Genomic DNA, 22,459 nt, shown 5'->3' with positions numbered 1-22,459 from the left:
GCGCGCTTCAGGACACAGGCATGCCCGTCCCGGTCTCGACCGGCAGGGCCGCATCGCTGCCCCATTGGGTCCAGGAGCCGTCGTAGACCCGCACGTCGCCTTCGCCCAGCTTGTGCAGGGCCAGCGCCAGCACGCAGGCCGACACCCCGGAGCCGCAGGAGCAGACGAAGCTCGTACCGCGCCCCAGCTCCAGCCCATGCGCCCGCATGACCTCGGCCAGCCGGTCGTCCGGCAGATAGGCGTGCGAGACCGGATCGAGCAGTTGCTCGTAGGGCAGGTTGACGCTGCCCGGGATGTGGCCGGCCCGCAGCCCCGGCCGCGGCTCGGGCGCCAGGCCCCGGAAGCGCTCGGCGCTGCGCGCGTCCACCACCTGGGACGAAGCGTGCGCCGCGGCGGCGCGCGTCGCGGCGGCATCGGCTACCGCGTCATGCTCGCGCATCGCGCGCCATCCCCCTTCCCGCGCGGGCGCGGCCGGGCCCGAGGCCACCGCGCCGCCGGCCGCCCGCCACGCGGGCAACCCGCCGTCCAGCACCGCCACCCGCTCGTGGCCGTAGCCCCGGAACATCCACCACAGGCGCGGCGCGGTCCTGATGCCATGGACGTCGTAGACCACGACCAGATCCCCCGCCTGGATGCCCAGCCCGCGCATGACGGCCTCGAACTGCGCCGCCGGGGGCAGCATCGTGGGCAGGCCGGACGCCGGATCGCTGATCTCGGCCAGGTCCACGAAACGCGCGCCTGGAATGTGCGCCGCCTCGAACTCGCGGCGCGCGTCGCGCCGCTCCGTGGGCAGGTGGCTGGTGCAATCCAGGATGACCACCCCCGCGCCGCCGGCCAGGCGGGCCAGGTCGGCGGCGGCGATCAGCGGTCCGGACGGCGGCGCGGCCGTTTCACGCTCGTTGGCCATGTCTATTCCACCTTGATGCCGGATTCGGCCACGAAGCCTTGCCAACGCTTGATCTCGCCAGCCATGAAGGTCCGGAACTCCTCCGGCGACATGTCCCCGGGCGGGCTGCCCATGGCTTCGAGCTTGTCTTTCATGGCGGGTTCGTTCAGCGCCTTGCGCACCACCGCCGATATCTTCCGGACGATGGCGGGCGGCGTTCCGGCAGGCGCCAGCAGGCCCGTCCAGCCGTCCATGCCGAAGCCCGGCACGCCCGATTCGGCGATGGTGGGCAGGTCGGGGTTGCGCGGATAGCGCTTGGGACTGGTGATGGCGATTGCGCGCAGCCGGCCGGACTCGATCCAGGGCTGCACGTCGGAGTAGTTGGCGAAGGTCATCTGTACGTCGCCGGCCACGGCGGCCGCCACGGCCGGCGCGCCGCCCCGGTAGGGCACGTGCACCATGTCGGTCTTGGTGTCGTACTTGAAGACCTCGCCCGCGAACTGCGTCAGGCCGCCGGCGCCGCCGAAGTTCAGCTTGCCGGGATACTTGCGCGCATAGGCGATCACGTCGCCCACCGTCTTGACCGGCAGCGTGGGATGCACCGCCAGGATCAGCGGATTGGTGTTGAGCAGCGCCACCGGCGCGAAATCGTTCAGCCCGTGGTAGTCGAGCTTGTAGATGAACTGGTTCAGGGTCTGGGGCGCGGCCAGGCCCACCAGCAGCGTATAGCCGTCGGGCTTGCTCTTGGCCACGTACGACGTCGCCAGGCTGCCGCTGGCGCCCGGCTTGTTCTCGACGACGAAGGGCTGGTTGAACGCGGCCTGCAACGCCTCGGCCGTGATGCGCGCCATCTGGTCGGCGATGCCGCCCGGCGCGTAGGGCACGATCAGCCGCACGGCATGCCGCGGCCAATCGGTGTCGTCGGCCGCCTGCGCCGAGGCGATACAGGCGGTCCATGCCGCGGCGGCCAGGCCGGCGGCCCTCAGGCTTTTCTTCATGATGTGTCTCCTCCGGTGCGCGGCGCGCCCGTTATAGTGGAATGACGGTCAGCACGTCGACGCAGCGCGAATCCAGCACGACCACGCGCTCCCGCAGGCGGGGTCCGTCGCCCTGGGCATGGACGATGTCCAGGTACTTGCCGACCCCGTACAGCCGGGACTCGCCGGTCTCGAACGTGCGATAGACGCTGAAATTCGAGCGCACGCGCCAGCTGCCGTCGCCCACCGCGGCGATGCGGCTGGGACCCAGCACGTGCGTGTAGCAGTGCGGCTCGAAGATGTTGGCGGTACGCAGCGCCGCGACCCGATCGCGCAGCATGCCGCGCCCCTCGCAATGGATGATGCCCACCGGCAGGCCGGCCGCGACGTTCTCGCGCGTGGTCAGCCGGTAGGTGCCGTCGTCGGTGAAGAAGTCCGGCCAGGACTCCAGCTCGTCGTCGTCCAGCGCGTGGGCGTAGTCGGCCATCAGCCTGCCGATCGCGGCCTGGACGTCCTCGCGCACGGCGGGGGAAGAAGAAGTGCGTATGGTGGTCTGCATGATCAGCGTTCCGTCAGAATCCCATGATGTCGCGATAGCCGTGCCAGAACCCCCGCACGGAAGCCTCGGTGGCGCGCGACGACTCGTTCGACTCGGCCACGCGGCCGCCCATCTCGATGAACGCCGCGCGCCGGCCCGACCCCACCGTGCCGCGCTGCACGAACTCGTTGATGCAGCCGTCCTCCAGCGCCACCAGGCCGGCCGCGCCGGTCAGGTTGGACTGCATGATGCGCATCTTCGACTGTTCGGGCGTGTCGCGCTCGTAGCCCAGGAATATCCATTTCAGCTCGGTCTTGTCCACGCCCTGCGGCACGAAGAAGCGGATGGCCAGGGAATTGAGCGTGAACTGGAACACCACGTTGGGGAACACGGTCTGGATGCTGTGGGTGATGCCGTCGTCGAACTCCTCCCAGGCGTCCAGCAGTTCGGGGCCTTCCAGCGCCGATTCGCCGTGCTTGGCGCCGTACTTGGCGGAGTGCACCTCGGCCGTCAGGTACTCCTTGTCGAGGTTGAAGGTGGCGCGCTTGGAATAGCTGATGTGGTGCCACTTGCGGTCGGACAGGATGATGCCTCCGTCCATGTCCAGCCGGTTGACCTTGAACGTGGTGTAGAAGGTATGCAGCAGCGTCGCGTGATAGGAATCCCGCACGTTCTCGGCATACAGCTTCCAGTTGTTGTGGATGATCTGGCTGTGCCGGCCCAGCACCTTCAGCGGCCGGCCGAAGTTGCGCTGGATGAAGGCGCCCATGCGCGGGCCCAGGAACTCGTCCAGCGGCGGCGTCTCGTCCGACAGCGTGCCGAACACCAGCCCGCAGAAGACCTGGACGCGCACCGGTTGCAGCCGGTGGGCCTCGACGTCGAAATCCTCCGGCATGCCGCCCTTGCCGTTGACGCCATTCTGGAAGGCGATGGACCGCAGCCGGCCGTCCAGCCGGTACGACCACGCATGGTAGACACAGGTCAGGTTTTTGACCTTGTCCTTGCTTTTCAACGCGACCAGCGCGCCCTTGTGGGCGCAGCGGTTGACCATGGCGTTGACCTGGCCGTCGTGGTCGCGCGCGACGATCACCGGCGTCTCGCCCATCCAGGACGTGACCACGTCGCCGGGCTCGGGAATGTCCTGTTCGATGCAAAGAAACTGCCAGACCGGGCCGCGGAAGATCCGCTGCTGTTCCCGGTCGTAGACCTCCTGGTCGGAAAAGACCTGGAACGGCACCCGGGTGATGCCTTCGCTGGGCCAGTCGACCAGCGCCTCTGCTGCCTCCATCGTTTTCTCCAATGCGCCTCGCGAACTTGGGGCGACGGAAGCGATGGTAAGGATTAGCCCGGGCCGGGCATAGCCACATGGCTGGAACTCATCATCCCATTTTTGATGCAAATCACATTCAATTTTGGGCGGAATCGACATTCATGTTCTTTACCCGGTCTTGTCCGGGGCACCGTTGACCACGCAGATCCGCGGGCTTCAGTGCGGTCGGTCTTCTCTTCTTGAATGGGATAGAGAACTCTCATCACCGTCGGTAGTCCTTGATCGGTGGGGTGGGGCGGCCCGCGGTGGGGCGCATTCGGAGCCGCCGGAGTTGGCGCGGTTGGCGGGGAAGCAAGGGCGTGCATGTCTGAGCGCGGCCTTAGGGACAGTCCGGGGGACTGTCCCCGCGCGAGTTCACGCCCGCCCCGCCAACCGCGCCAACTCCGGGAAGTCCCGCGCAGCGGGACCGGCTTCGCTGCGCCCCACCGCGGGCCGCCCCACCCCACCGGTCAAGGACGGTTCAAGAACCCGATCCCTGTCCTTGAGGTCGACCATCTGCATGCCATGAATGTCGATTCAGCCCAGGCTAGCCAATCATCTTCGGCAGCCAGGTGGCGATGCCCGGCAGGAAGAACACCGCGCCCAGCAGCAGCAGGCTCATGACCACGTAGGGCACCACCGCGATGAAGATCGTGCCCATGGACACCGACGGCGGCGCCACCCCGCGCATGGTCATCAGCAGCAGGCCGTGCGGCGGCAGGAGCAGGCCGAGCTGCATGCAGATCAGGAACATGACGCCGAACCACACCGGATCGATGCCCAGCACCCCGACGATGGGCATGAAGATGGGCAGCGTGATCATCATCATGCTGATCTGGTCCACGAAGATGCCCAGGAAGATCAGCATCAGCATCATGCCCAGCACGATCATGCCGGTGGACAGGCCGTGGCCGGTGATCGTCTCCACCAGGCCGTTGCTCGCGCCCGAGAACGACAGGATCTGGGCGAAGGTCGTGGCCCCCAGGATGATGAACAGGATCATGCCCGAGATGGCGGCCGTTCCCTTGAGCGACTTGACCACGGCCTCCCAGGTCAGGCGCCGGTAGAGCGCGGCCAGCAGCATGGTGGCGAAGGACCCCAGCGCCGCGCATTCGGTGGGCGTGGCCCACCCCGCCGCCAGCGCGCCCACCACGACGCCGAAGATGGACAGCGTGGGCAGCACGTAGGCCACGAACAGGTTCCACCGATCCCAGCCGGTGCGCCGCTCGCCCGTGTCGGACGCCGGCGCCCAGGACGGCGTGATGCGCACCCGCACCACGATCCACAGCACGAAGGCCACCGACAGGATGATCCCCGGCATCACCCCGCCTATCAGCAGCTTGGAGATGGAGATGCCCGACAGCGAGCCCAGCAGCACGGTCAGCGCCGAGGGCGGGATCAGCATGTCCACCGCGCCGATGGCCATGATGGGCCCGGTCGCGATGCGCGGATGGTAGCCGCGCGACAGCATGACGGGCAGCATCAGCGATCCCAGCATGGCGGTGGTGGCGATGGTCGATCCGGAAATGGCCGAGAACACCGTTCCGGCCACCACCGCGACCACGGCCAGGCGTCCCGGCACGCGCGTGATCAGGCGTTCGATGCCGTCGATGACCTTGAGCGCCAGGCCGGTGTGGAACAGCACCTCGCCCATCAGCACGAACAGCGGGATGGGCGTGAGCGAGAAGGCCGCCACCGAACTGACGCTGTTGCGGGCGAGCTGCATCAGCCCGATCTCGCCCCCCATGTACAGCCATGCGCCGATGATGTTGATGGAAATGAAGGTCAGCGCCACGGGCATGCCGATGAACAGCAACACCGTGGATCCGCCCAGCAGGATCCAGGCCGCGATCTGCCAGCTCATGATGCGCTCACCGCTTCGTTGCGCGGACCCGCCTCGGCATGCAGCAGACGGTGCATGCGGAACAGCATTTCCACCGCCAGCAGCAGGAACACCACGGGCAGCGGCGCCAGCATCCACCACTCGGGCGTCACCAGCGTCTTGATGTTCATGGCGCCCGACTGGTAGCTGGCCCAGGCCGACTGGGCGCCGTACCAGGCGATCGCCAGGCAGCACCCCAGGCCCAGGACGTCGCCGAGCCACTCCAGCCCCCAGGCCAGGCGGCGCGGAATGGCCTGCAGCACGATGTCGACGCGGATGTGCTGGCCCTGGCGCAGCAGCCAGGGCGCCAGGCACAGCGTGATCAGGTACAGCATGGCCTCGGACACCTCGTTGCTCCAGGCCAGGCCGCGCGGCAGCCCGGCGATGGCGAGGTTGCGCAGCAGCACGTCGGCCACGATGACCAGCATCATGGCCAGCAGCAGCGCGCATCCCACGGCGGCGAGCGCCGTCAGCAGCCGCCCGTAGGCGGCGGACACGCGCGCGATCATGGGCGGCTGCCGGCGGCCGGACGGGACAGCAGCGACTTGAAGCGGGCCGCCACCTCGGGGCTCTGCTTGGCGGCGGTGGCCCAGCCCACGTCGTAGGCCATGTCGCGATAGCGCCTGGCGGTGGCGTCGTCGAACTTGATGGTCTGGATGCCGGCCTTGGCCTGCCGCGCCGTTTCCTCTTCGGCGTAGCGGTCCCAGAAGCCGTTCTGCGCCTCCAGCGCCAGCAGTTGCTTGTTCAGGTAGGCCAGTTGCGGCGGGGTCAGCTTCTTGTAGGCCGGCAGGTTCATGATCAGCGAGACCTCGGCGTCGTAGAAGCCCGGATCAACGCGGAACTTGGTCTTCTCCTGCCAGTTCAGGTCGAAGATCCCGCCTATGGGCCAGCCGTAGCCGTCCACCACGCCGCGTTCGAGCGCGGTGTAGACCTCGCCCGGGGGCGTGGTGATGACGTTGGCGTTCAGGGCCTGGAAGAATTCGCGGTAGACCGGCGTGATGCGGATCTTCATGCCCGTCAGGTCGGGCTTGTCGATCTTCTTGTTGATGTACAGGTGGAAGGGCTGGTGTTCGACCATCCGGGCCAGGTACTGCATGTTGCCCTTCTCGTTCCAGACCTTGTTGATGGCCTCGAAGGCGCCGTTCTTGCGCTGCTCGGCGACCGGGATGTCGCTCAGCTTCAGGAAGTCGGACTCGGGCAGCACGTTGGTGTAGAAGGCGCCGGTGTTCAGCGCGATGTCGACCACGCCGGTCTTGACCGCGTTGCCCACCTCGAACGGGGGCATGGTCTTGGGGCCGCCCAGGAAGTTGAGCTGCAGCACGCCCTTGCCTTCTTCATTGAACTTCTTGACCCACGCCTGCAGGTGCTGCACGTAGATGCCGTTCTCGGGAAAGGCCGAGATCAGGCGCAGCGTGGCCTGCTGGGCCTGGGCGGGGCCGGCGGACATGGCCGCGCAGGCCAGAAGCGCGGCGGCAGCCTTGATGAGCGGAAATTTCATGCGTTGTCTCCTTTCTTTTTGTACCGACGAAGTGCTGCTTGATAACGCCGCCTTATCCTAGACGGTCGCGAGTCTTTCCTCCAGCGCGCGGCCGCTGTCGTCCGCCAGGGCCGCCTTGACCAGCACCCGCAGGCGCGAGGGGCCGTCGGCGGCCTGCCGCAGCGCCGGCAGCGCCGACATGATGCGCTGGAAATTGCCCCAGCCGCGCACGTGGGTGTCGCCGTAGCCCTTGATCAGCCGCTGCGCGCGCGCCACTTCCACGGCCAGCGCCGGCTGGCCCGCAACCAGCGAGACGATGGTATCCATCCATCGCGCCATGCGTTCGCGTTCGACCTGGTAGCGCAGCGACCCGCGGCGTATGCCGCGCAGCCCGGCCACCGCGTACAACAGCAGGAAGCCGCGCAGCGAACTGGTGCGCACCACCCGGCCCTTGCGGGTGAAAGGCATGATGCAGGCGCGCGCGAAGGCGCTGCGCATCATCCATCGCCCCAGCCAGGCGGGCATGGCGTCGGCCAGTTCCTCCAGCCGGGGATGCATGAATTCATTGATGTCCAGTTGCTGCGCCGGCGTCAGGCGCACCTCGGCGGCCACGCGGGCGAAGCGCGTGCCGCGCGTCTTCAGGTCGGCCACCCGCGCCACGTCCTCGTAGGTCATCCACAGGGCCAGGTGGCGTGCGGTCTCGGACAGGACCTCCACGCTGGCGGGGCTGCGGTCCGGCAGCGCGGCCAGCAGCGGAGCGAGCCGGTCCAGGTACTCGCCGGCATAGGCCACGTCCTGGTAGTCCGCCGCGCGCACCAGGCCGGCGCGCAGCACCGCGTGGCACTCGGCCGGGAACTCGCGCGCCATGCGCTCGTGCACGGCCGCCAGCCGGGGGCCGACGGCGGCGGGCAGGCGGTCCGTGGACGCGGGTGCCCCGGCCGGCGCGACGGCCGCCGCCTCGCGCCGCACGGGGGTCTCGTGCAGCACCGTCTCCTGGCCGGCCATGGCGGCGTCGAAGCCCGCGGCGAAGGCCTGCAGGCTGGCCTTCACCCCCACGCCCCCGCGCCGGATGGCATCCTCGAACAGTTCGCGCCCGAAGGGCAGCGCGCCCGTCGCCGCCAGCGCCCCGTACAGCGCCGGGCTGATGGGGCTGCCGGCATCTTCGGCCATGCGGCTGAAGTCGGCGGCCACGAAGCGCCGCGCCGCCACCTGGCCGCCCTCGAGCAGTGCGGCCGAATCGACCCGGTCGTCGCCCATCGCCGTGCGCTCCGTCATGGAATACACGCGATGGGTGGACGCGATCAGCGTGGTGCGGTCGTCCGCGACCAGGCCCCGCTGCAAGGCGCGGCCCGCCTCCATCAGCTCGGACGCGATGACGACGTCGACCTCGCCGGGCACCGGCCCCAGCGCCATGACCGGGGCCCGGCCCGGCGGCACGTCCGCCTCGCGGAACATCTCGATGTAGTACACCGTGGCGCCGGTGCGCTGGGCCACGCCCGGCACCGAGGTGGTCTGGGCCAGGTAGCCGTTGTGCTCGGCCAGGTCCACCAGCCAGTCGGCCAGCACCCCGCCGCCCTCGCCGCCCATGGCCAGCACGGCGATGGTCAGCGCGCGCGGCGCGCCCGTGTCGTGGTTGAGGCTCATGCCGCCAAGCCCTCCAGCCGACGGTCGATGCGGCGCTGCAAGGCGCCGATGACGGTCTTCCTGAGCCGCGCCTTGAACTTGTCCCAGCGCCCCGGGTTGTTGATGATCTCGGCCCGGTAGAACGACGGGCACAGCACGGCGGCGTGCGAAACCTCGCCGCACAGCCCGCAGCCGACGCAGCTGTCCACCACCGCCGCGACCGGATCGGTGCGCAGCGGATCGGGATTGTCGCGGATGGTCAGCGAAGGGCAGCCGGACAGACGGATACAGGAATGGTCGCCGGTGCACGTGTCGGGATCCACGCCGAAGCGCTCGCGCACGACGCGCCGGCCTTCGCCTATGGCCTTGCGCATCAGCGGACGCACGCGGCGCTGCTTGTTCAGCATGCATTCGCTCTGCGCCACCACCACCTTCGGCCCCTTCTCCCGCGTGGTCAGCGCCTCGCGCAGCGTGTCGCGCATCTGCGCCACGCCATAGGTACGCGTCACCGTCCGCACCCACTTCACGCCCACCCCGCGCACGGCGTTCTCGATGGGGTTGTTGGTGCTGCGTATCGGGTTCTCGGCCTTGGACGACAGCACGTCCTGTCCGCCGGTGGCGGCCGAATAGCCGTTGTCCACCACCAGCAGCACGTTGTCGGTCTCGTTGAACACGGCGTTGCCCACGCCGCTGGTCAGCCCGTTGTGCCAGAAACCGCCGTCGCCCATGATGGAGATGGTGCGGCGCGAGGTCTCGCGCGTGTTCAGCGCCGAGGCGCCGGCCCACCCCAGGCCGTAGCCCATGGTGGTGGCGCCGAGGTTGAAGGGCGGCAGCACCGAGAACAGATGGCAACCGATGTCGCAGCTGATGTGGTGCTGGCCCAGCTCGCGCTCGACCAGCTTGATGGCGGTGAAGATGGGCCGTTCCGGACAGCCGGTGCAGAACGACGGCGGCCGCCCCTGGACCTGGTCGGAGGCCCGCTGGATGGCGAAGGCCTTGGGATTGTCCGGCATGCGCGCGGGCGTGGCCGGCCGCGCGGCGCGGGGCAGCGCCCGCCCTTCGAGCAGGCCGGGCTCGTAGCGGCGCACGTACTCCGCCAGCCCCTTGAGCAGCACGCCGCCGGTGTATTCCCCCGCCATCGGCAGCACGTCCTTGCCGTGGACCCGCGTATTCAGGTCGGCGCGCCGCAGGATGGCGTGCACCGCCTGCTCGATGTAGTCGGGCTGCCCTTCCTCCACGATCAGGATGCTGCGCTTGCCGGCGCAGAAGCGGACGAATTCTTCGTCCACCAGGGGATAGGTCACGTTCAATACGTACAGCGGGATCCGCGACTGGCCGAAAGCGTCGGCCAGCCCCAGCAGTTCCAGCGCGCGCAGCACGCCGTTGTACATGCCCCCCTGCATGACGATGCCGATGTCCTGCTCGTCGGCGCCGAAGAATTCGTTCATGCCGTGCTGGGTGATGTAGCGCACGGCCGCCGGCCAGCGCCTGGCGATCTTCTCGTGCTCGTGCAGGTAGGAGGCCGGCGGCAGCACGATGCGGTCGACGTCGCGCACGGGGTGCTCGATGGCGTCCTTGAGCGTGAACGCCGGACGCCGGTTGGCCCGCGTCGTGAAGCGGCCATGGACGTGACAGGCGCGGATGCGCAGTTGCAGCATGACCGGCGTATTGCTGGCTTCGGACAGCTCGAAGCCCCGCTCGACCGCGCCCACCATGCTTTCCAGGTTGGGCCGGGGGTCCAGCAGCCAGACCTGCGACTTCATCGCGAAGGCGTGCGAGCGCTCCTGCATGATGCTCGAGCCTTCGCCGTAGTCCTCGCCCACGATCAGCAGCGCGCCGCCGGTCACGCCGCCCGAGGCCAGGTTGGCCAGCGCGTCCGAGGCCACGTTGGTGCCCACGGTGGACTTGAAGGTGACGGCGCCGCGCAGCGGATAATTGACCGAGGCCGCCAGCGTAGCCGTGGCCGTCGCCTCGGAGGCGCTGTGCTCGAAGTGGACGCCAAGTTCTTCCAGGATGTCGTTCGCGTCGGTCAGCACATCCATCAGGTGCGAGATCGGCGCCCCCTGGTATCCCGCCACGTACGACACGCCGGACTGCAGCAGGGCCTTGGTCACGGCCAGGATGCCCTCGCCGCGGAACTCCTCGCCTTCGCCCAGCTTCAGCTTGCCGACCTCGTTCGTGAACGAACGCTCCGCCATGGTCCCGTTCTCCTCTGCCTGGTGTCAGCGCATCATTCTTCTCCTGCACCGGACCGCGGGCCAATGGTTTATTCGTATATTCCACATTCGTTTGGTGAATACCCCGTAGTATCCCTATAAAGATCATCCATGCATGCCGAGCCCGGTGTGTCGTGATTCCCTACATTTTCCGGTATTGATAAATCCATCCTTTGCTGCCAGCATGGCATTTGCGGTTTTGCTGCAAGGAGCGTGCTGTGAAGCAAGATCCTGGCTGGAACCCGACGGCCCGCGCGGACGCCACCGGCGCCGGCATGTCCCGCCGCGGCTTCCTGAAGGCCATCGCGGTGGGCGGCGTCACGGTGTGGATAGCCCCCTTGTACAGCGCCGCCTTCGGCGCCCTGTTCGAGGAACGCATCCTACGCGGCGCGCAGTGGAACCCGGCCGACGGCCGCACCCGCTTTCGCATCGACGGCCACGAGAAAGTGGTGGGCGGCAAGGTCTTCGCGCGCGACATCCGCGCCGCCGACATGCCGCACTGGCCCAGGCAGCAGTCCCATGCGCTGATCCTTCGCGCCACGCTGGCCGACCGGACCTACGAAGGCTTCGACCTGGGGTCGCTGGGCGACGACCTCAAACCCGACCGCGTGGTCACGGCCGAGGACCTGGCCCGCGACAGGCTGGCCTTCCCCAGCTTCTACGGCGACGACATGCTGCTGCCCGCCGGCAAGACGCCTGCCTACCTGGGACACGCGGTCGCCATCCTGATCTTCCACGATTTCGCCCGCTACCAGCTCGCCCGCGGACGGCTGCGCGCCACGCGGGACGTCATCCGCTACGGCGCGGCCACGGGGCCGCTCGACCGCGAGCCCTGGGGCGTGTTCCGGTACGTCCGCGTGGGCGGCGCCTCGCCGGACGACGAGGATGCTTACTCCAGCCTGAAAGACAGCCCGCTCTTCCCCACTGAAAAGAAGACCCTGATCTGGCCTTCGAGCAAGCCCGAGGACAGCCTGGATGCGCGCGGCATGCGCGCGGCCGAGCAGATCGGCGCGGAACTGGCCTCGCCGCCCGCCGACTGGCTGGTGATGAAGCGCCGCTACACCACGCAGTCCATCGACACCGCCGCGCTCGAGCCGGACAACGCGAATTGCTGGTACGACCCGGCCACCCGATCGCTGCACATGGTGCTGGCCACGCAGTCGCCGCAGGAAGTGGCCGAGGCCGCCGCCAAGATGGTGGCCGACAGCGGTTTCCCGCTGGAACACCTGTTCGTGCACCCCTGCTACACGGTCGGGTACGGCTCCAAGGACCACTGCAACGTGCCTTTCTACGGCCTGGTCGCCGCGCTGTACGGCGACGGCCATCCGGTGCGCTTCGCGGTCGACCGCTTCGAGCATTTCCAGACCTCGCTCAAGCGCCATGCCTTCGACATGCAGTACACGATGGCAGTGGACCGCAAGACCGGCAAGCTCCAGTCCTTCCAGGGCACCTTCACGGGCAACGGCGGCGGGCGTTCGAATTTCTCGCCCTCGGTGGTCATGGTGGCCGCCACCGCCGCACAGTCGGTCTATTACTTCCCCAAGAACGACCTGATCGCCGTGGCCGAGGCCACCCGGGCCATCGACGCCGGCTCGGCGCGCGGCTACGGCACGCTGCAAAGCATGGCCGCCACCGAGATGATGATCGACGAGATGGCCGGGGAACTCGGCATCGACCCGATCGAGTTCCGCATCCGCAATGCGCTGCTGTCGGGCATGAAGAACACCCAGGGCGCCATCGCCGGCGGCGCGCTGCGGGTGGACGAGGTGCTCGAGCGCGCGCGCCGCCACCCGCTGTGGACCGAACGGGCGCAGCGCAAGCTGGACTACGAGGCGGCCCATCCGAACGAGCGCTATGGCGTGGGCTTCGGCTGTGTGCAGAAGGACTTCGGCACCGGCGGCGAGGCCGCCTTCGTGCGCGTGGTGCTGACACCGGAGGGACGCATCGAGCTGCACCATACGGGCGTCGAGATCGGCACCGGCATGAGCACTTCGCAGGCCGTGATGTGCGCGCAATGGTTCGGCCGCCCCGCCGACGACGTGCGCACCGCGGTCACCGACTGGTCCGACCTGCCCATGGTCGGCAACGTCGACACCTATACAGTCAAGCAGGAAGAGCAGGACCGGCTGGCCGCCGACCCGATGTGGACGCCGGTCCACGCTTCGCCTTCCAGCGCCAGCAACTCGGTCTACTTCTTCGGGCACGCCACGAAGGAAACGGCCCGCGTCGTGTTCGAGCACGGCCTGTGGCCGGCCGCGATGGCGATCTGGAGCCGCGGCATCGGCGGCGGCCAGGCCGCGCCCCTGGTGGTGCGGCGCGAGGACGCGCGCTGGACCGAACGCGGCCTGACCGCGAACGGGCTGGAACCCCTGCCGCTCGAACGCCTGGTCAAGACCGCCTACGAATCGAACTTCGTGACCGCCGCGGTGGGCCATACCTTCAACCGCTGGCAGTGGGCCGAGGCCGACTTCGACGTGGGCGGCCAGAAGATCCGACGGCCGCTGGACGGCCTGGCCGTGCGCTACGGCGACGGCAGCCGCTCGCCCCAGCCTTACGACGTCATCAGGCGATCGAACGTCTTCTATCCGCCGGCCCAGCGCAACAACGCCGGCGTCACCTACTACAGCGCCAACGCCGCCCTGGCCGAACTGGCCGTCAACCCGACCAGCGGCAAGGTGCGGCTGCTGTCGCACCACTCGGTGCTGGAATGCGGCAAGCCGGTGGTCGAGGAACTGGTGTCGGGGCAATTGCAGGGCGGCATCGCGATGGGCATCGGCCACGCGCTGCACGAGTACCTGCCGCTGTACGAGGACGGCCCCGGCAACGGCACCTGGAACTTCGACCGCTATCACCTGCCGCGCGCGCATGACGTGGCCGTCTGGAGCCAGACCGGCGACATCCTGCCGCCCATCTCGGACACCGATCCCCCCAAGGGCATCGCGGAAGTCGTCATGATCCCCATCGTCGCCGCCATCGTGAACGGCATCGCGCATGCCATCGGCCACCGCTTCACCGACCTGCCGGTCACGCCGGAAAAAATACGGGAGGTCCTGGAACCATGACGATCACGACCTCGCCCCTGACGCTGACCATCAACGGCAAGCAGGTCGGGCCCATGGACGTGCCCGACGCCTTAATGATGGTCGACTTCCTGCACGAGTATCTGGGCCTGACCGGCTCGCGTCTGGGCTGCGGCATCGGCGTCTGCCATGCCTGTACGGTGCTGCTGGACGGCCCCGGCGGCGCCGAGGAGATCCGCACCTGCATCACCGGCGCCCACTACTTCAACGGCAAGCGCATCCGGACTATAGAAGGCCTGGCCGAGCGCGACGACCAGCGGAAGATCATCGCCATCACCCCCGTCCAGCAGGCCTATCTGGACCACTACAGTTTCCAGTGCGGCTACTGTACGCCCGGCTTCGTGATCGGCGCGACCGCGCTGATGGAGCGGCTCAAGGCCCACCCCGTGCGCGCCGACCAGCTGGAAGAAACGATTACCGAACACCTGGGCCGCCACATCTGCCGCTGTACCGGCTACGTGCGCTACTTCGAGGCGGCCAAGGCCGTGATCCTCGCCACCCCTGGCCTCGTCCTCAAGGAGAGCTGAGATGACCCGCCCGTCCCCCCGGCGACGCGGTCCCATCGTCGCCCTCGTCATCCTGGTCCTGATCGTCGCCGCCATCGCCGCGGCGATCCTGGGCAACCGCGACGCGCCGCCCGACCGCGCGCCGCAGCGGGTCCAGGCCACGCAGGAACAATTGCAGCTGGGCCGCTACCTGGCCCGCGCCGCCGATTGCGCGGCCTGCCACCAGACCGCCGACGGCGCCGCCTACGCCGGCGGCTTCCCGCTGCAAACGCCCTTCGGCACGCTGTACGGCACCAACATCACGCCCGACCCCGACCACGGCATCGGCCGCTGGACCGCCGACGAATTCCATCGCGCCCTGACCGAAGGCAAGGCCCCCCACGGCCGCAACCTCTACCCCGCCATGCCGTACACGGCCTACCACGACATCCCGCGCGCCGACGCCGACCTGATCTACGCCTACCTGATGAACGTGCGGCCCAGCGCCCAGCCCAACAAGAAGCCCGAGATCCCCTTCCCGCTCAATCTGCGCGTGCTGATGACGGGCTGGAACCTGCTGTTCGTCGACCACGACCCGCTGCCCGCCGCCTCGCAGGGCGAATCGGCGCAATGGGTGCGCGGCCGCTACCTGACCAACGTGCTGGGCCACTGCGGCGAATGCCACACGCCGCGCGGCAAGCTGGGCCAGCTGCACCGCGGCGACTGGCTGCAGGGCTACACCCTGAACCGCTTCGAGGCGCCGTCCCTGACCCCGCAGGCCCTGGCCGAACGCGGCTGGACGCCGGAAGACCTGCAACGCTTCCTGCGCATCGGCCTCGCGCCCCAGGGCATCGCCGCCGACGAGATGTACCCCGTCATCCTGCACAGCACCCAATACCTGACCGACGACGATCTGAAGGCCATGTCCGCCTTCCTGCTGGGCGACCAGCCCCCCAGGCTCGCCCCCGCCCCGCAAGCCAAGCCCGACAACGCCGCCCCCTCCCCCGGCCGGCGCGTCTACCTGAACACCTGCGCCGCCTGCCACGGCGTCGACGGCGAAGGCCACCCACCCGGCATGCCCCCCCTGGCCGCCAACAGCACCGTCCGCCTGGAAAGCCCCCGCAACCTGCTGCTCTCCATCCTGGACGGCCTGCCCGCCCAGCGCCTGCCCGACGGCACCAGCATCGGCGAGATGCCCGGCTTCGCCCACCGCCTGACCGACGACGAGGTCGCCCAACTGACCAACTACATGCGCACCACCTGGTCCACCCGCGAAGGCCAGGTCACCGCCGGCGACGTGGCGACACTGCGCGAGGGCAAATGAAAGGGGGTAAGCCCCCTTCATTTGCTCGCTGAATATTCCGTAGAATCCCCATAAGGCCCCCGGATACCCGCCCGCCCCTCATCCAGGACGCTCACCACCATCACACAGGCAGATGGCGCAGGCCGGCGGCAGGGGCGCAGGCCATGGGGGCGCATTCGGAGCCGCCGGTGGGTGGGTAGTCGGCGGGGAAGCAAGGGCGCAGCTGTTTGAGCGCGGCAGTAGGGACAGTCCGGGGGACTGTCCCCGCGCGAGTTCTGTGCCCGCCCCGCCGGCTGCCCACCCACCGGGAAGTCCCGGCAACGCCGGGACCGGCTTCGCTGCGCCCCCATGGCCTGCGCCCCTGCCGCCGGCCGTCTCAAGAACTCAAACCATCATGAACTTCCGCCAACTAGACCTGAACCTCCTACGCGTCCTGGTCTCCATCCACCAAACCCGCTCCGTCACCGCCGCCGGCAAACTCCTCTCCCTCTCCCAACCCGCCACCAGCAACGCCCTGGCCCGCCTGCGCTACTTCTTCGACGACGAACTCTTCCTGCGCACTCCCCAGGGGCTGGTGCCCACCCGCATCTGCGAACAGATCGCGCCCACCGTCGCAGCCGAGCTGCGCGCCCTGGAAACCGCGGTGACCGGACGCGAAGCCTTCGACCCCCAGCACAGCCACGTCGAATGGCGGGTCTCCATGTCCGACCTGGGCGAAATGACCTTCCTGCCGACCCTGGCCGCGGCGCTGCACACCGAAGCCCCGCACTCCCGGCTGACCAACATTTCCGTGCCCGCCAACGACGTCGCCGCCGCCCTGGAAGCGCGCGAAATCGACTTCTGCCTGGGCATCCTGCATCCCAAGCAGCGCGGCATCCAGGCCGACGTGCTGTTCCACGAACCCTACGTGGCGATCACTTCGCCGGACTGGACGCCCACGCCCGGACACAAGGGCAGGACGCTCAGCCCCACCGAACTGGCGAGCGCATCGCTGCTGGTGGCCTCGCCCACGGCGACCTTCCACGACAGCGTCAGCGAAATGCTGACGCGCCTGAAGCTCGACGACCGCATCGCCGTGCGGGCACGCCATTTCGGCGCGCTGCCCGAGATGGTCATGAACTCGCGCATGCTGGCCATCGTCCCCACGACGTATGCGCGCAACGCCCAGCCGCGCTATGGATTCAAGGTATGGACCCTGCCCTATGCGCCCGCCTACGACGTGCGCCTGCTGTGGCACGCCAGCACTGCGCGCGATCCGTCGCTGCAGTGGGTGCGGGCGCTGGTGCACAGGCTGTTCCGGGTGCCCACGGCGGGCGAGGATGGCGCCGCTCCGGCCAAACGCGCGCGGCGGCGGGCGGCGCCTCAGTGATAGTCGTCTTCGCGCTGGTGCCGTACGGCAAGGATGGTGACGGAATCAGGCCCATCGATCTCGAACAGGGCTACGTAACCCGTACCGCCGAAAGGAATCAGCAGTTCGCGCAGGTAGGGCGAATGCGGCGTCGCTTTTCTGCAGGTATAGGGCGAACGCTCAAGAATCTCGACGCCATCCCGGATTGCGGCCAAGGCCTGGCCGGCCAGGCCCGGATCATCGGGATCCCTCTCCAGGACAAAATCATAGAGCCGCAGAAGGTCCTGCTCGGCTTCCCGCGTGAAACGAACGCGGTACATCAAGACCGCTTGCGCCGGTCGACCTTCGCTGCCTCCAGGCGCTGCTGCAGCTTGTCCAATACGGCTTGCGACGATGCGTAGTCCCCCGACTCCCGCGCCCGGTCACGCGAGGCCAGGGCCCGGGCCAGGAAAGCAGCCTGCGCCTCGCGGCGCGATACAGCCGAACGAACAGCCTGCTCGACAAAGCTGGACAAACTCTCCCCGGCTTCGAGGACTCTTTCAGCAGCCTCGCGCAGTTCCGGCTCTACCCGCAGGGGGGGAAGCGTGGCGGTTTTCATGGCAACCCCCAAATGCATCGCATTTGCAATACATTAACGCAACGCAGGGCCATCGGCAAGCTAGGGGACGTATTCAATCCGCCTAGCGCACCTCGGCCCGTATGGCTTCCCGCACCCGCGCCGCCATCGCATGGCGGTGGTCCTCGTCGCCGTTCTCGGCCGTGATGGGCGGCAGGTAGACGACCTGCACCGCCACGCCGGTCGAGCCCAGTACCCGCCAGGCATTGCCCATCAGCGTTTCCTCGCCCACATAGGAAGGCAAGGTGCTGCGCGCGCCATGATGGAGATAGCGCAGCGCCACCGGCAGCACCGGCACGCCGGCACGCCGCGCGGGTTCGAACAGGGCGGCGTGGAAAGGCAGCACATCGAAACCATCGGAGGTGGTCCCCTCTGGGAACAGTCCGATCAATTGCCCCCGGTCGAACCGTTCACGCATGGCCTGGGCCACGTGATGCAGCGCGCGCCGGTTGCCGCGTTCGATGAACACCGTGCCGACCCCGGCGATCAGCCAGCCCAGCACCGGCCAGGAACGCAGTTCCTGTTTGCCGACGAAGATGGTGCAGCGCACGCTGCTGAGCGCGTAGATGTCCAGCCACGACACGTGGTTGGCGATCAGCAAGGCGGCGCCGTCCACGGGCGGATGGCCGCTGACATAGACCCGCACGCCGCACCAGCGCAGCAGCCAGCGGGACCACCAGTTGTTGATCCGGTCGCGCTGTGCCACCTCGAACCGCCGGAACACCGTGGCCAGCACGATGAGGCCGAATATCACCCACAACGTGACGAGCAGGAAACGCAGCGAGAACCGCAGCAGGTGGGCAATAAAGCGCAACCAAGCAATCACGTCAGTGTCTCCGCGTGCGAAGCTGCACGCTCTGATCCAGGGCACAGCGGATCCGGCTTTGCCGGTCCGCCAGTGCCGCCCCCTGGGGGGCGCGCGTCAGCGCGTAGGGGGGGGACACGATTCGTAGGCCACGTGACCGGCGACGATGGTCATGCGGACCTTGCCGGGCAACTCCATGCCCAGGAACGGCGTGTGCTTGCCCTGGCTTTGCAAGCTGTCTTCGCTGACCAGCCAGTGCGCGTCCAGGTCGACCAGGCAGAGATCGGCCAGCGCCCCGGCGCCCAGTTGCCCGCACGAGGCCAGCACCCTGGTGCCCAGGACCCGGGCGGGTTCGCTGGTGACCCGCGCCACCGCGCGCGCGACAGGCAGATCGGTGTCGCGGGCCCATTTCAGCGCCAGCGACAACAGCAGTTCCAGGCCCGTGGCGCCGGGCTCGGCCTCGCCGAAGGGCAACAGTTTGTAGTCCTCGTCCACCGGCGTGTGGTCCGAGCAGATCGCATCGATGGTGCCGTCCGCCAGGGCGGCCTGGATGGCGTCGCGGTCGCGCTGGCCGCGCAGCGGCGGCGTCAGCCGGCAATGCGCGTCGAAGTAGCCGATGTCGACGTCGGTCAGATGCACGTGGTGGGCGCTGACGTCGCAGGTCACCGGCAGGCCCTCGGCGCGGGCGCGGCGCACCAGCTCGATGCCGGCGGCGCTGGAGATGCGGCACAGGTGCAGGCGCGCACGGGTGGCGCGCTGCAGTTCGAACAGCGTGTGCAGGGCGATGGTCTCGGCCTGCTCGGGAATGCCGGCCAGGCCCAGGCGCGAGGCCATGGCGCCGCTGGCGGCCACGCCTTCGCGGGCCAGCCACGGGTCTTCCGGACGCAGCCACAGCGCGTAGTCGAAGGTGCGGGCGTACTGCATGGCGCGCAGCAGCACGTTGGTGTCGGCGATGTGCGCGTCGGCCTGCGAGAACGCCACGCAGCCGGCCTCGGTCAGCTCGGCCATCTCGGTGATGATCTCGCCCTTCAGGCCGACCGTCATCGCGCCCAACGGGTAGACGTGCGACTGGTTGAGCTGGCGCGCGCGGTGCTTGAGCATCTCGACCAGTCCGGGCTCGTCCAGCACCGGATCGGTGTCGGGCGGCAGCACCAGGCTGGTCACGCCGCCGGCCAGCGCCGCCTGCAGTTCGGATTCCAGCGTGGCGCGGTGCTCGAAGCCGGGCTCGCGCAGCCGGGCGGACAGGTCCACCAGGCCAGGCAGGACCGCCAGGCCCCGCGCATCGATCAGGCGATTGGGCACGAAGCCCGCCGGCGCCTGGCCGATGCCGACCACGCGCCCCGCGGCGATGTAGATGTCGTTGACGGCGTCCACGCCGTTGGCCGGGTCGATCAGGCGGCCGCCCTGGATATGGATTTTCATGGGTCAGGCTCCTGCGACGATGCTCATGACGGCCATGCGGACCGCGATGCCGAACGTGACCTGGTTCAGGATGACGGCCTGCTTGCCGTCGGCCACCGGGGAGTCGATCTCCACGCCGCGGTTCATCGGTCCGGGATGCATGACGATCGCATCGGGCTTGGCCAGCGCGAGCTTCTCCTGCGTCAGGCCGTAGTGCTTGAAGTATTCCTGCGCCGAGGGCAGCAGCGCGCCGCGCATGCGCTCGTTCTGCAGGCGCAGCATGATGATCACGTCCACGCCCTTGAGGCCTTCGGCCATGTCGGTGAACACGCGCACGCCCATCTGCTCGAGGCCGGAAGGCAGCAGCGTCAGCGGGCCGATGGCCCGCACCTCGGGCACGCCCAGCGTGGTCAGCGCGTGGATGTCGGAGCGGGCCACGCGCGAGTGCAGGATGTCGCCGACGATCGCCACCGTGAGCTTGGTGAAGTCCTTCTTGTAGTGGCGGATGGTGTACATGTCCAGCAGCCCCTGGGTCGGGTGCGCGTGGCGGCCGTCGCCGGCGTTGATCACGTGCACGTGGGGCGCCACGTGCTGGGCGATCAGGTGCGGCGCGCCGCTGGAGGCGTGCCGCACCACGAACAGGTCGGCCTGCATGGCCGACAGGTTGTTGATGGTGTCCAGCAGCGACTCGCCCTTGCTGGCCGACGAGGCGTTGATGTTCAGGTTGTAGACGTCGGCCGACAGGCGCTTGGCCGCGATCTCGAACGTCGTGCGCGTGCGCGTGGAGTTCTCGAAGAACAGGTTGAACACGCTCTTGCCGCGCAGCAGCGGCACTTTCTTGATCTCGCGATCGGCCAGCGGCACGAACGACTCCGCGGTGTCGAGGATCTGGTTCAGGATCGCGCGCGGCAATCCCTCCACGGTCAACAGGTGGGTGAGTTCGCCGTTGCTGTTGAGCTGCGGGTTACGCATGGTGCGGCTCCTGGGGCGGCAGGGTTTCGAAATCGATCTTGAAGGCATCCCCGGCGCGCGACAGCACGAGGCTTTGTCCCGGCGCCAGGTCGACGGTGGCCGCGGCGAAGTCGGCCGCCACGGGCAGCTCGCGCCCGCCCCGGTCCACCAGCACGGCCAGCCGGATGGACGCCGGGCGCCCATAGTCGAACAGCTCGTTCATGGCCGCGCGCAGGGTGCGGCCGGTGTAGAGCACGTCGTCGATCAGGACCAGGTGCTTGTCGTCCACGTCGAAAGCGATGTCGGAAGGCTTGACCTGGGGATGCAGGCCGATGCGCGCGAAGTCGTCGCGGTAGAAACTGATGTCCAGCTTGCCCGGCGCCTCGGGCAGGCCGAGGTCGCGGTGCAGCCGCTCGGCTATCCACGATCCCCCGGAATGGATGCCGACCAAATGGGTGCGGTCGGCCGGCAGCGTGCCCAGCAACTGGCGCACGGCGTCGCGCAGCCGCGCATACAGCGCCTCGGCGTCGAGGTTGGGAGGGGTTGGATTCATGGCAGTCTCGGATCAGGGAGAACGGGGCGTGTCGAAGTAGCTTTGCAGGATGATGGCGGCGGCCACCGCGTCCACGCGCAGCCCGCGGCCGGCCGCCCCCATCTCGGACTGGGCGGCCAGGCTGGTGCCGCGCTCGTCCACCAGTTCCACGGGCAGCCCGTAACGGCCGTTCAACTGGTTGGCGAAACGCCGGCACAGGGCCGTCATGGGCTGCTCGCCGCCGTCGGCGTCCAGCGCCAGGCCCACCACCAGGCGGGACGGCTGCCATTCGCTCAGCAATTGCTCGATGCGGCCGAAGCGCGCCTCGCGCGTGGTGTTGGCGATGACTTCCAGCGGACGCGCGTGGCCGGTCAGCGTATTGCCGACGGCAACGCCGATGAACTGGGTTCCGTAGTCGAAGGCGAGCAGCGTTTCGTCAGGCATGGCCGGCTTCGCCCGCCAGCATGATCGGGGCGATGCCCAGCAGCGCCAGCGCGGCGTCGAAACGGTCGGCAGGCGGAACGTTGAAGATGATGTCGGACGACGCCGACACGCTGAGCCAGGCGTTCTCGGAGATCTCGTCCTCGAGCTGGCCCGCGCCCCACCCCGCGTAGCCCAGGGTGACCAGCAGCTTGCCCGGCCCCTGGCCGTCGGACACCGCCTGCAGCACGTCGCGCGAGGTGGTCAGGGCCAGGTCGCCGACCTTGATGGAGGAGTTGTAGTCGCCCACCGGGGCGTGCAGCACGAAGCCGCGGTCGGTCTGGACCGGTCCGCCGAAGAACACCGGGGCTTCCGCCTGCGGGGAATCGTCCAGCGACAGCTCGATCCGCTCGAACAGGCCCGCCAGGGTCAGGTCGGTGGGACGGTTGATGACCAGGCCCAGCGCCCCCTTGGGGGTGTGTTCGCATACGTAGATGACCGCGCCGGCAAAGTTCGGGTCGGCCATGGCGGGCATGGCGATCAGGAACTGATTCGTGAGATCGATATTGGCGCGTTCGCTCATACCTGAATTGTAAACGCCCGGGGCGGG

21 protein-coding genes are annotated in these 22,459 nt (G+C 68.6%); 4 read left to right on the top strand and 17 right to left on the bottom strand.

The annotated features are described in order from the left end of the window. Window positions 1–7: 7 nt before the first annotated feature. The 9 genes from EV675_RS09785 to EV675_RS09745 all read right to left on the bottom strand — a co-directional run bounded on the left by EV675_RS09785 (window position 8) and on the right by EV675_RS09745 (window position 10,890). The gene (locus EV675_RS09785) at window positions 8–907 is read right to left on the bottom strand and encodes a sulfurtransferase (protein ID WP_130357063.1); all 900 of its coding nucleotides are present in this window, start codon (window positions 905–907) and stop codon (window positions 8–10) included. 2 nt (window positions 908–909) lie between these two features. Next, on the bottom strand, window positions 910–1,884 hold the full coding sequence (locus EV675_RS09780; protein ID WP_130357062.1) for a Bug family tripartite tricarboxylate transporter substrate binding protein: 975 nt from the start codon (window positions 1,882–1,884) through the stop codon (window positions 910–912). A 31-nt stretch (window positions 1,885–1,915) separates the two neighbouring features. Further along, a complete protein-coding gene (locus tag EV675_RS09775; protein WP_130357061.1) occupies window positions 1,916–2,422 on the bottom strand; it encodes an aromatic-ring-hydroxylating dioxygenase subunit beta in 507 nt (168 codons plus the stop codon). Window positions 2,423–2,435: 13 nt separating this feature from the next. Beyond that, window positions 2,436–3,689 carry an aromatic ring-hydroxylating oxygenase subunit alpha gene (locus tag EV675_RS09770; protein ID WP_130357060.1) on the bottom strand — a complete coding sequence of 418 codons (1,254 nt, stop codon included), beginning with the start codon at window positions 3,687–3,689 and terminating at the stop codon, window positions 2,436–2,438. A 568-nt stretch (window positions 3,690–4,257) separates the two neighbouring features. Further along, window positions 4,258–5,574: a TRAP transporter large permease gene (locus EV675_RS09765; protein ID WP_130357059.1), complete on the bottom strand. Its 1,317-nt coding sequence runs from the start codon at window positions 5,572–5,574 to the stop codon at window positions 4,258–4,260. Continuing rightward, on the bottom strand, window positions 5,571–6,101 hold the full coding sequence (locus EV675_RS09760) for a TRAP transporter small permease (protein ID WP_242621374.1): 531 nt from the start codon (window positions 6,099–6,101) through the stop codon (window positions 5,571–5,573). Before EV675_RS09760 ends, EV675_RS09765 begins: the two co-directional genes overlap by 4 nt. Beyond that, entirely contained in the window at window positions 6,098–7,090 is a 993-nt protein-coding gene (gene dctP / locus EV675_RS09755; RefSeq protein ID WP_130357058.1) for a TRAP transporter substrate-binding protein DctP, read from the bottom strand. Before dctP ends, EV675_RS09760 begins: the two co-directional genes overlap by 4 nt. A 57-nt stretch (window positions 7,091–7,147) precedes the next feature. Then, on the bottom strand, window positions 7,148–8,713 hold the full coding sequence (locus EV675_RS09750) for an indolepyruvate oxidoreductase subunit beta family protein (RefSeq protein ID WP_130357057.1): 1,566 nt from the start codon (window positions 8,711–8,713) through the stop codon (window positions 7,148–7,150). Continuing rightward, a complete protein-coding gene (locus EV675_RS09745) occupies window positions 8,710–10,890 on the bottom strand; it encodes a thiamine pyrophosphate-dependent enzyme (protein WP_130357056.1) in 2,181 nt (726 codons plus the stop codon). Before EV675_RS09745 ends, EV675_RS09750 begins: the two co-directional genes overlap by 4 nt. Before the next feature lie 293 nt (window positions 10,891–11,183). On the opposite strand from EV675_RS09745, the gene EV675_RS09740 reads away from it, so the two are divergent. The 4 genes from EV675_RS09740 to EV675_RS09725 all read left to right on the top strand — a co-directional run bounded on the left by EV675_RS09740 (window position 11,184) and on the right by EV675_RS09725 (window position 17,145). Further along, on the top strand, window positions 11,184–13,970 hold the full coding sequence (locus EV675_RS09740; protein WP_130357973.1) for a xanthine dehydrogenase family protein molybdopterin-binding subunit: 2,787 nt from the start codon (window positions 11,184–11,186) through the stop codon (window positions 13,968–13,970). Next, window positions 13,967–14,515 carry a (2Fe-2S)-binding protein gene (locus EV675_RS09735; RefSeq protein ID WP_130357055.1) on the top strand — a complete coding sequence of 183 codons (549 nt, stop codon included), beginning with the start codon at window positions 13,967–13,969 and terminating at the stop codon, window positions 14,513–14,515. Before EV675_RS09740 ends, EV675_RS09735 begins: the two co-directional genes overlap by 4 nt. 1 nt (window position 14,516) lies before the next feature. Then, window positions 14,517–15,797 carry a c-type cytochrome gene (locus EV675_RS09730; protein WP_130357054.1) on the top strand — a complete coding sequence of 427 codons (1,281 nt, stop codon included), beginning with the start codon at window positions 14,517–14,519 and terminating at the stop codon, window positions 15,795–15,797. A gap of 373 nt (window positions 15,798–16,170) precedes the next feature. Then, window positions 16,171–17,145: a LysR family transcriptional regulator gene (locus EV675_RS09725; protein ID WP_130357053.1), complete on the top strand. Its 975-nt coding sequence runs from the start codon at window positions 16,171–16,173 to the stop codon at window positions 17,143–17,145. Here the strand turns inward: EV675_RS09725 and EV675_RS09720 are convergent. The 8 genes from EV675_RS09720 to EV675_RS09685 all read right to left on the bottom strand — a co-directional run bounded on the left by EV675_RS09720 (window position 17,139) and on the right by EV675_RS09685 (window position 22,432). Continuing rightward, window positions 17,139–17,447, bottom strand: a complete 309-nt coding sequence (locus EV675_RS09720) for a type II toxin-antitoxin system RelE/ParE family toxin (RefSeq protein ID WP_130357052.1) — start codon at window positions 17,445–17,447, stop codon at window positions 17,139–17,141. The genes EV675_RS09725 and EV675_RS09720 overlap by 7 nt on opposite strands. Then, window positions 17,444–17,722, bottom strand: coding sequence for a YlcI/YnfO family protein (locus EV675_RS09715; RefSeq protein ID WP_130357051.1), 279 nt, complete (start codon window positions 17,720–17,722; stop codon window positions 17,444–17,446). The genes EV675_RS09720 and EV675_RS09715 overlap by 4 nt, the downstream gene beginning before the upstream one ends. 82 nt (window positions 17,723–17,804) lie before the next feature. Continuing rightward, window positions 17,805–18,566, bottom strand: coding sequence for a lysophospholipid acyltransferase family protein (locus EV675_RS09710; protein WP_242621373.1), 762 nt, complete (start codon window positions 18,564–18,566; stop codon window positions 17,805–17,807). Window positions 18,567–18,662: 96 nt separating this feature from the next. Continuing rightward, the gene (locus tag EV675_RS09705; RefSeq protein WP_130357050.1) at window positions 18,663–19,967 is read right to left on the bottom strand and encodes a dihydroorotase; all 1,305 of its coding nucleotides are present in this window, start codon (window positions 19,965–19,967) and stop codon (window positions 18,663–18,665) included. Between the two features lie 3 nt (window positions 19,968–19,970). Then, a complete protein-coding gene (locus tag EV675_RS09700) occupies window positions 19,971–20,966 on the bottom strand; it encodes an aspartate carbamoyltransferase catalytic subunit (protein ID WP_130357049.1) in 996 nt (331 codons plus the stop codon). Further along, complete coding sequence (gene pyrR / locus EV675_RS09695; RefSeq protein ID WP_130357048.1) at window positions 20,911–21,450, bottom strand: bifunctional pyr operon transcriptional regulator/uracil phosphoribosyltransferase PyrR; 540 nt, start codon at window positions 21,448–21,450, stop codon at window positions 20,911–20,913. The genes EV675_RS09700 and pyrR overlap by 56 nt, the downstream gene beginning before the upstream one ends. 12 nt (window positions 21,451–21,462) lie before the next feature. Beyond that, window positions 21,463–21,873: a Holliday junction resolvase RuvX gene (gene ruvX, locus EV675_RS09690; RefSeq protein WP_130357047.1), complete on the bottom strand. Its 411-nt coding sequence runs from the start codon at window positions 21,871–21,873 to the stop codon at window positions 21,463–21,465. Then, window positions 21,866–22,432, bottom strand: coding sequence for a YqgE/AlgH family protein (locus EV675_RS09685; RefSeq protein ID WP_130357046.1), 567 nt, complete (start codon window positions 22,430–22,432; stop codon window positions 21,866–21,868). Before EV675_RS09685 ends, ruvX begins: the two co-directional genes overlap by 8 nt. Window positions 22,433–22,459 lie beyond the last annotated feature (27 nt).

It is taken from the genome of Pigmentiphaga kullae (genome assembly GCF_004216695.1).
Lineage (GTDB): Bacteria > Pseudomonadota > Gammaproteobacteria > Burkholderiales > Burkholderiaceae_B > Pigmentiphaga > Pigmentiphaga kullae.
The sequence above is the reverse complement of the archived record's forward strand: the minus strand, read 5'-3'. Positions and strand labels throughout refer to the sequence as shown.

Bases quoted from the DNA above. Each gene is read 5' to 3' on its own strand.
- EV675_RS09750 (WP_130357057.1), bottom strand. From the start codon at position 8,713: ATGAGCCTCAACCACGACACGGGCGCGCCGCGCGCGCTGACCATCGCC.
- dctP (WP_130357058.1), bottom strand. From the start codon at position 7,090: ATGAAATTTCCGCTCATCAAGGCTGCCGCCGCGCTTCTGGCCTGCGCG.
- EV675_RS09730 (WP_130357054.1), top strand. From the start codon at position 14,517: ATGACCCGCCCGTCCCCCCGGCGACGCGGTCCCATCGTCGCCCTCGTC.
- EV675_RS09725 (WP_130357053.1), top strand. From the start codon at position 16,171: ATGAACTTCCGCCAACTAGACCTGAACCTCCTACGCGTCCTGGTCTCC.
- EV675_RS09705 (WP_130357050.1), bottom strand. From the start codon at position 19,967: ATGAAAATCCATATCCAGGGCGGCCGCCTGATCGACCCGGCCAACGGC.
- EV675_RS09735 (WP_130357055.1), top strand. From the start codon at position 13,967: ATGACGATCACGACCTCGCCCCTGACGCTGACCATCAACGGCAAGCAG.
- EV675_RS09785 (WP_130357063.1), bottom strand. From the start codon at position 907: ATGGCCAACGAGCGTGAAACGGCCGCGCCGCCGTCCGGACCGCTGATC.
- EV675_RS09715 (WP_130357051.1), bottom strand. From the start codon at position 17,722: ATGAAAACCGCCACGCTTCCCCCCCTGCGGGTAGAGCCGGAACTGCGC.
- EV675_RS09760 (WP_242621374.1), bottom strand. From the start codon at position 6,101: ATGATCGCGCGCGTGTCCGCCGCCTACGGGCGGCTGCTGACGGCGCTC.
- ruvX (WP_130357047.1), bottom strand. From the start codon at position 21,873: ATGCCTGACGAAACGCTGCTCGCCTTCGACTACGGAACCCAGTTCATC.
- EV675_RS09740 (WP_130357973.1), top strand. From the start codon at position 11,184: ATGTCCCGCCGCGGCTTCCTGAAGGCCATCGCGGTGGGCGGCGTCACG.
- EV675_RS09780 (WP_130357062.1), bottom strand. From the start codon at position 1,884: ATGAAGAAAAGCCTGAGGGCCGCCGGCCTGGCCGCCGCGGCATGGACC.
- EV675_RS09775 (WP_130357061.1), bottom strand. From the start codon at position 2,422: ATGCAGACCACCATACGCACTTCTTCTTCCCCCGCCGTGCGCGAGGAC.
- EV675_RS09770 (WP_130357060.1), bottom strand. From the start codon at position 3,689: ATGGAGGCAGCAGAGGCGCTGGTCGACTGGCCCAGCGAAGGCATCACC.
- pyrR (WP_130357048.1), bottom strand. From the start codon at position 21,450: ATGAATCCAACCCCTCCCAACCTCGACGCCGAGGCGCTGTATGCGCGG.
- EV675_RS09745 (WP_130357056.1), bottom strand. From the start codon at position 10,890: ATGGCGGAGCGTTCGTTCACGAACGAGGTCGGCAAGCTGAAGCTGGGC.
- EV675_RS09700 (WP_130357049.1), bottom strand. From the start codon at position 20,966: ATGCCTTCAAGATCGATTTCGAAACCCTGCCGCCCCAGGAGCCGCACC.
- EV675_RS09765 (WP_130357059.1), bottom strand. From the start codon at position 5,574: ATGAGCTGGCAGATCGCGGCCTGGATCCTGCTGGGCGGATCCACGGTG.
- EV675_RS09685 (WP_130357046.1), bottom strand. From the start codon at position 22,432: ATGAGCGAACGCGCCAATATCGATCTCACGAATCAGTTCCTGATCGCC.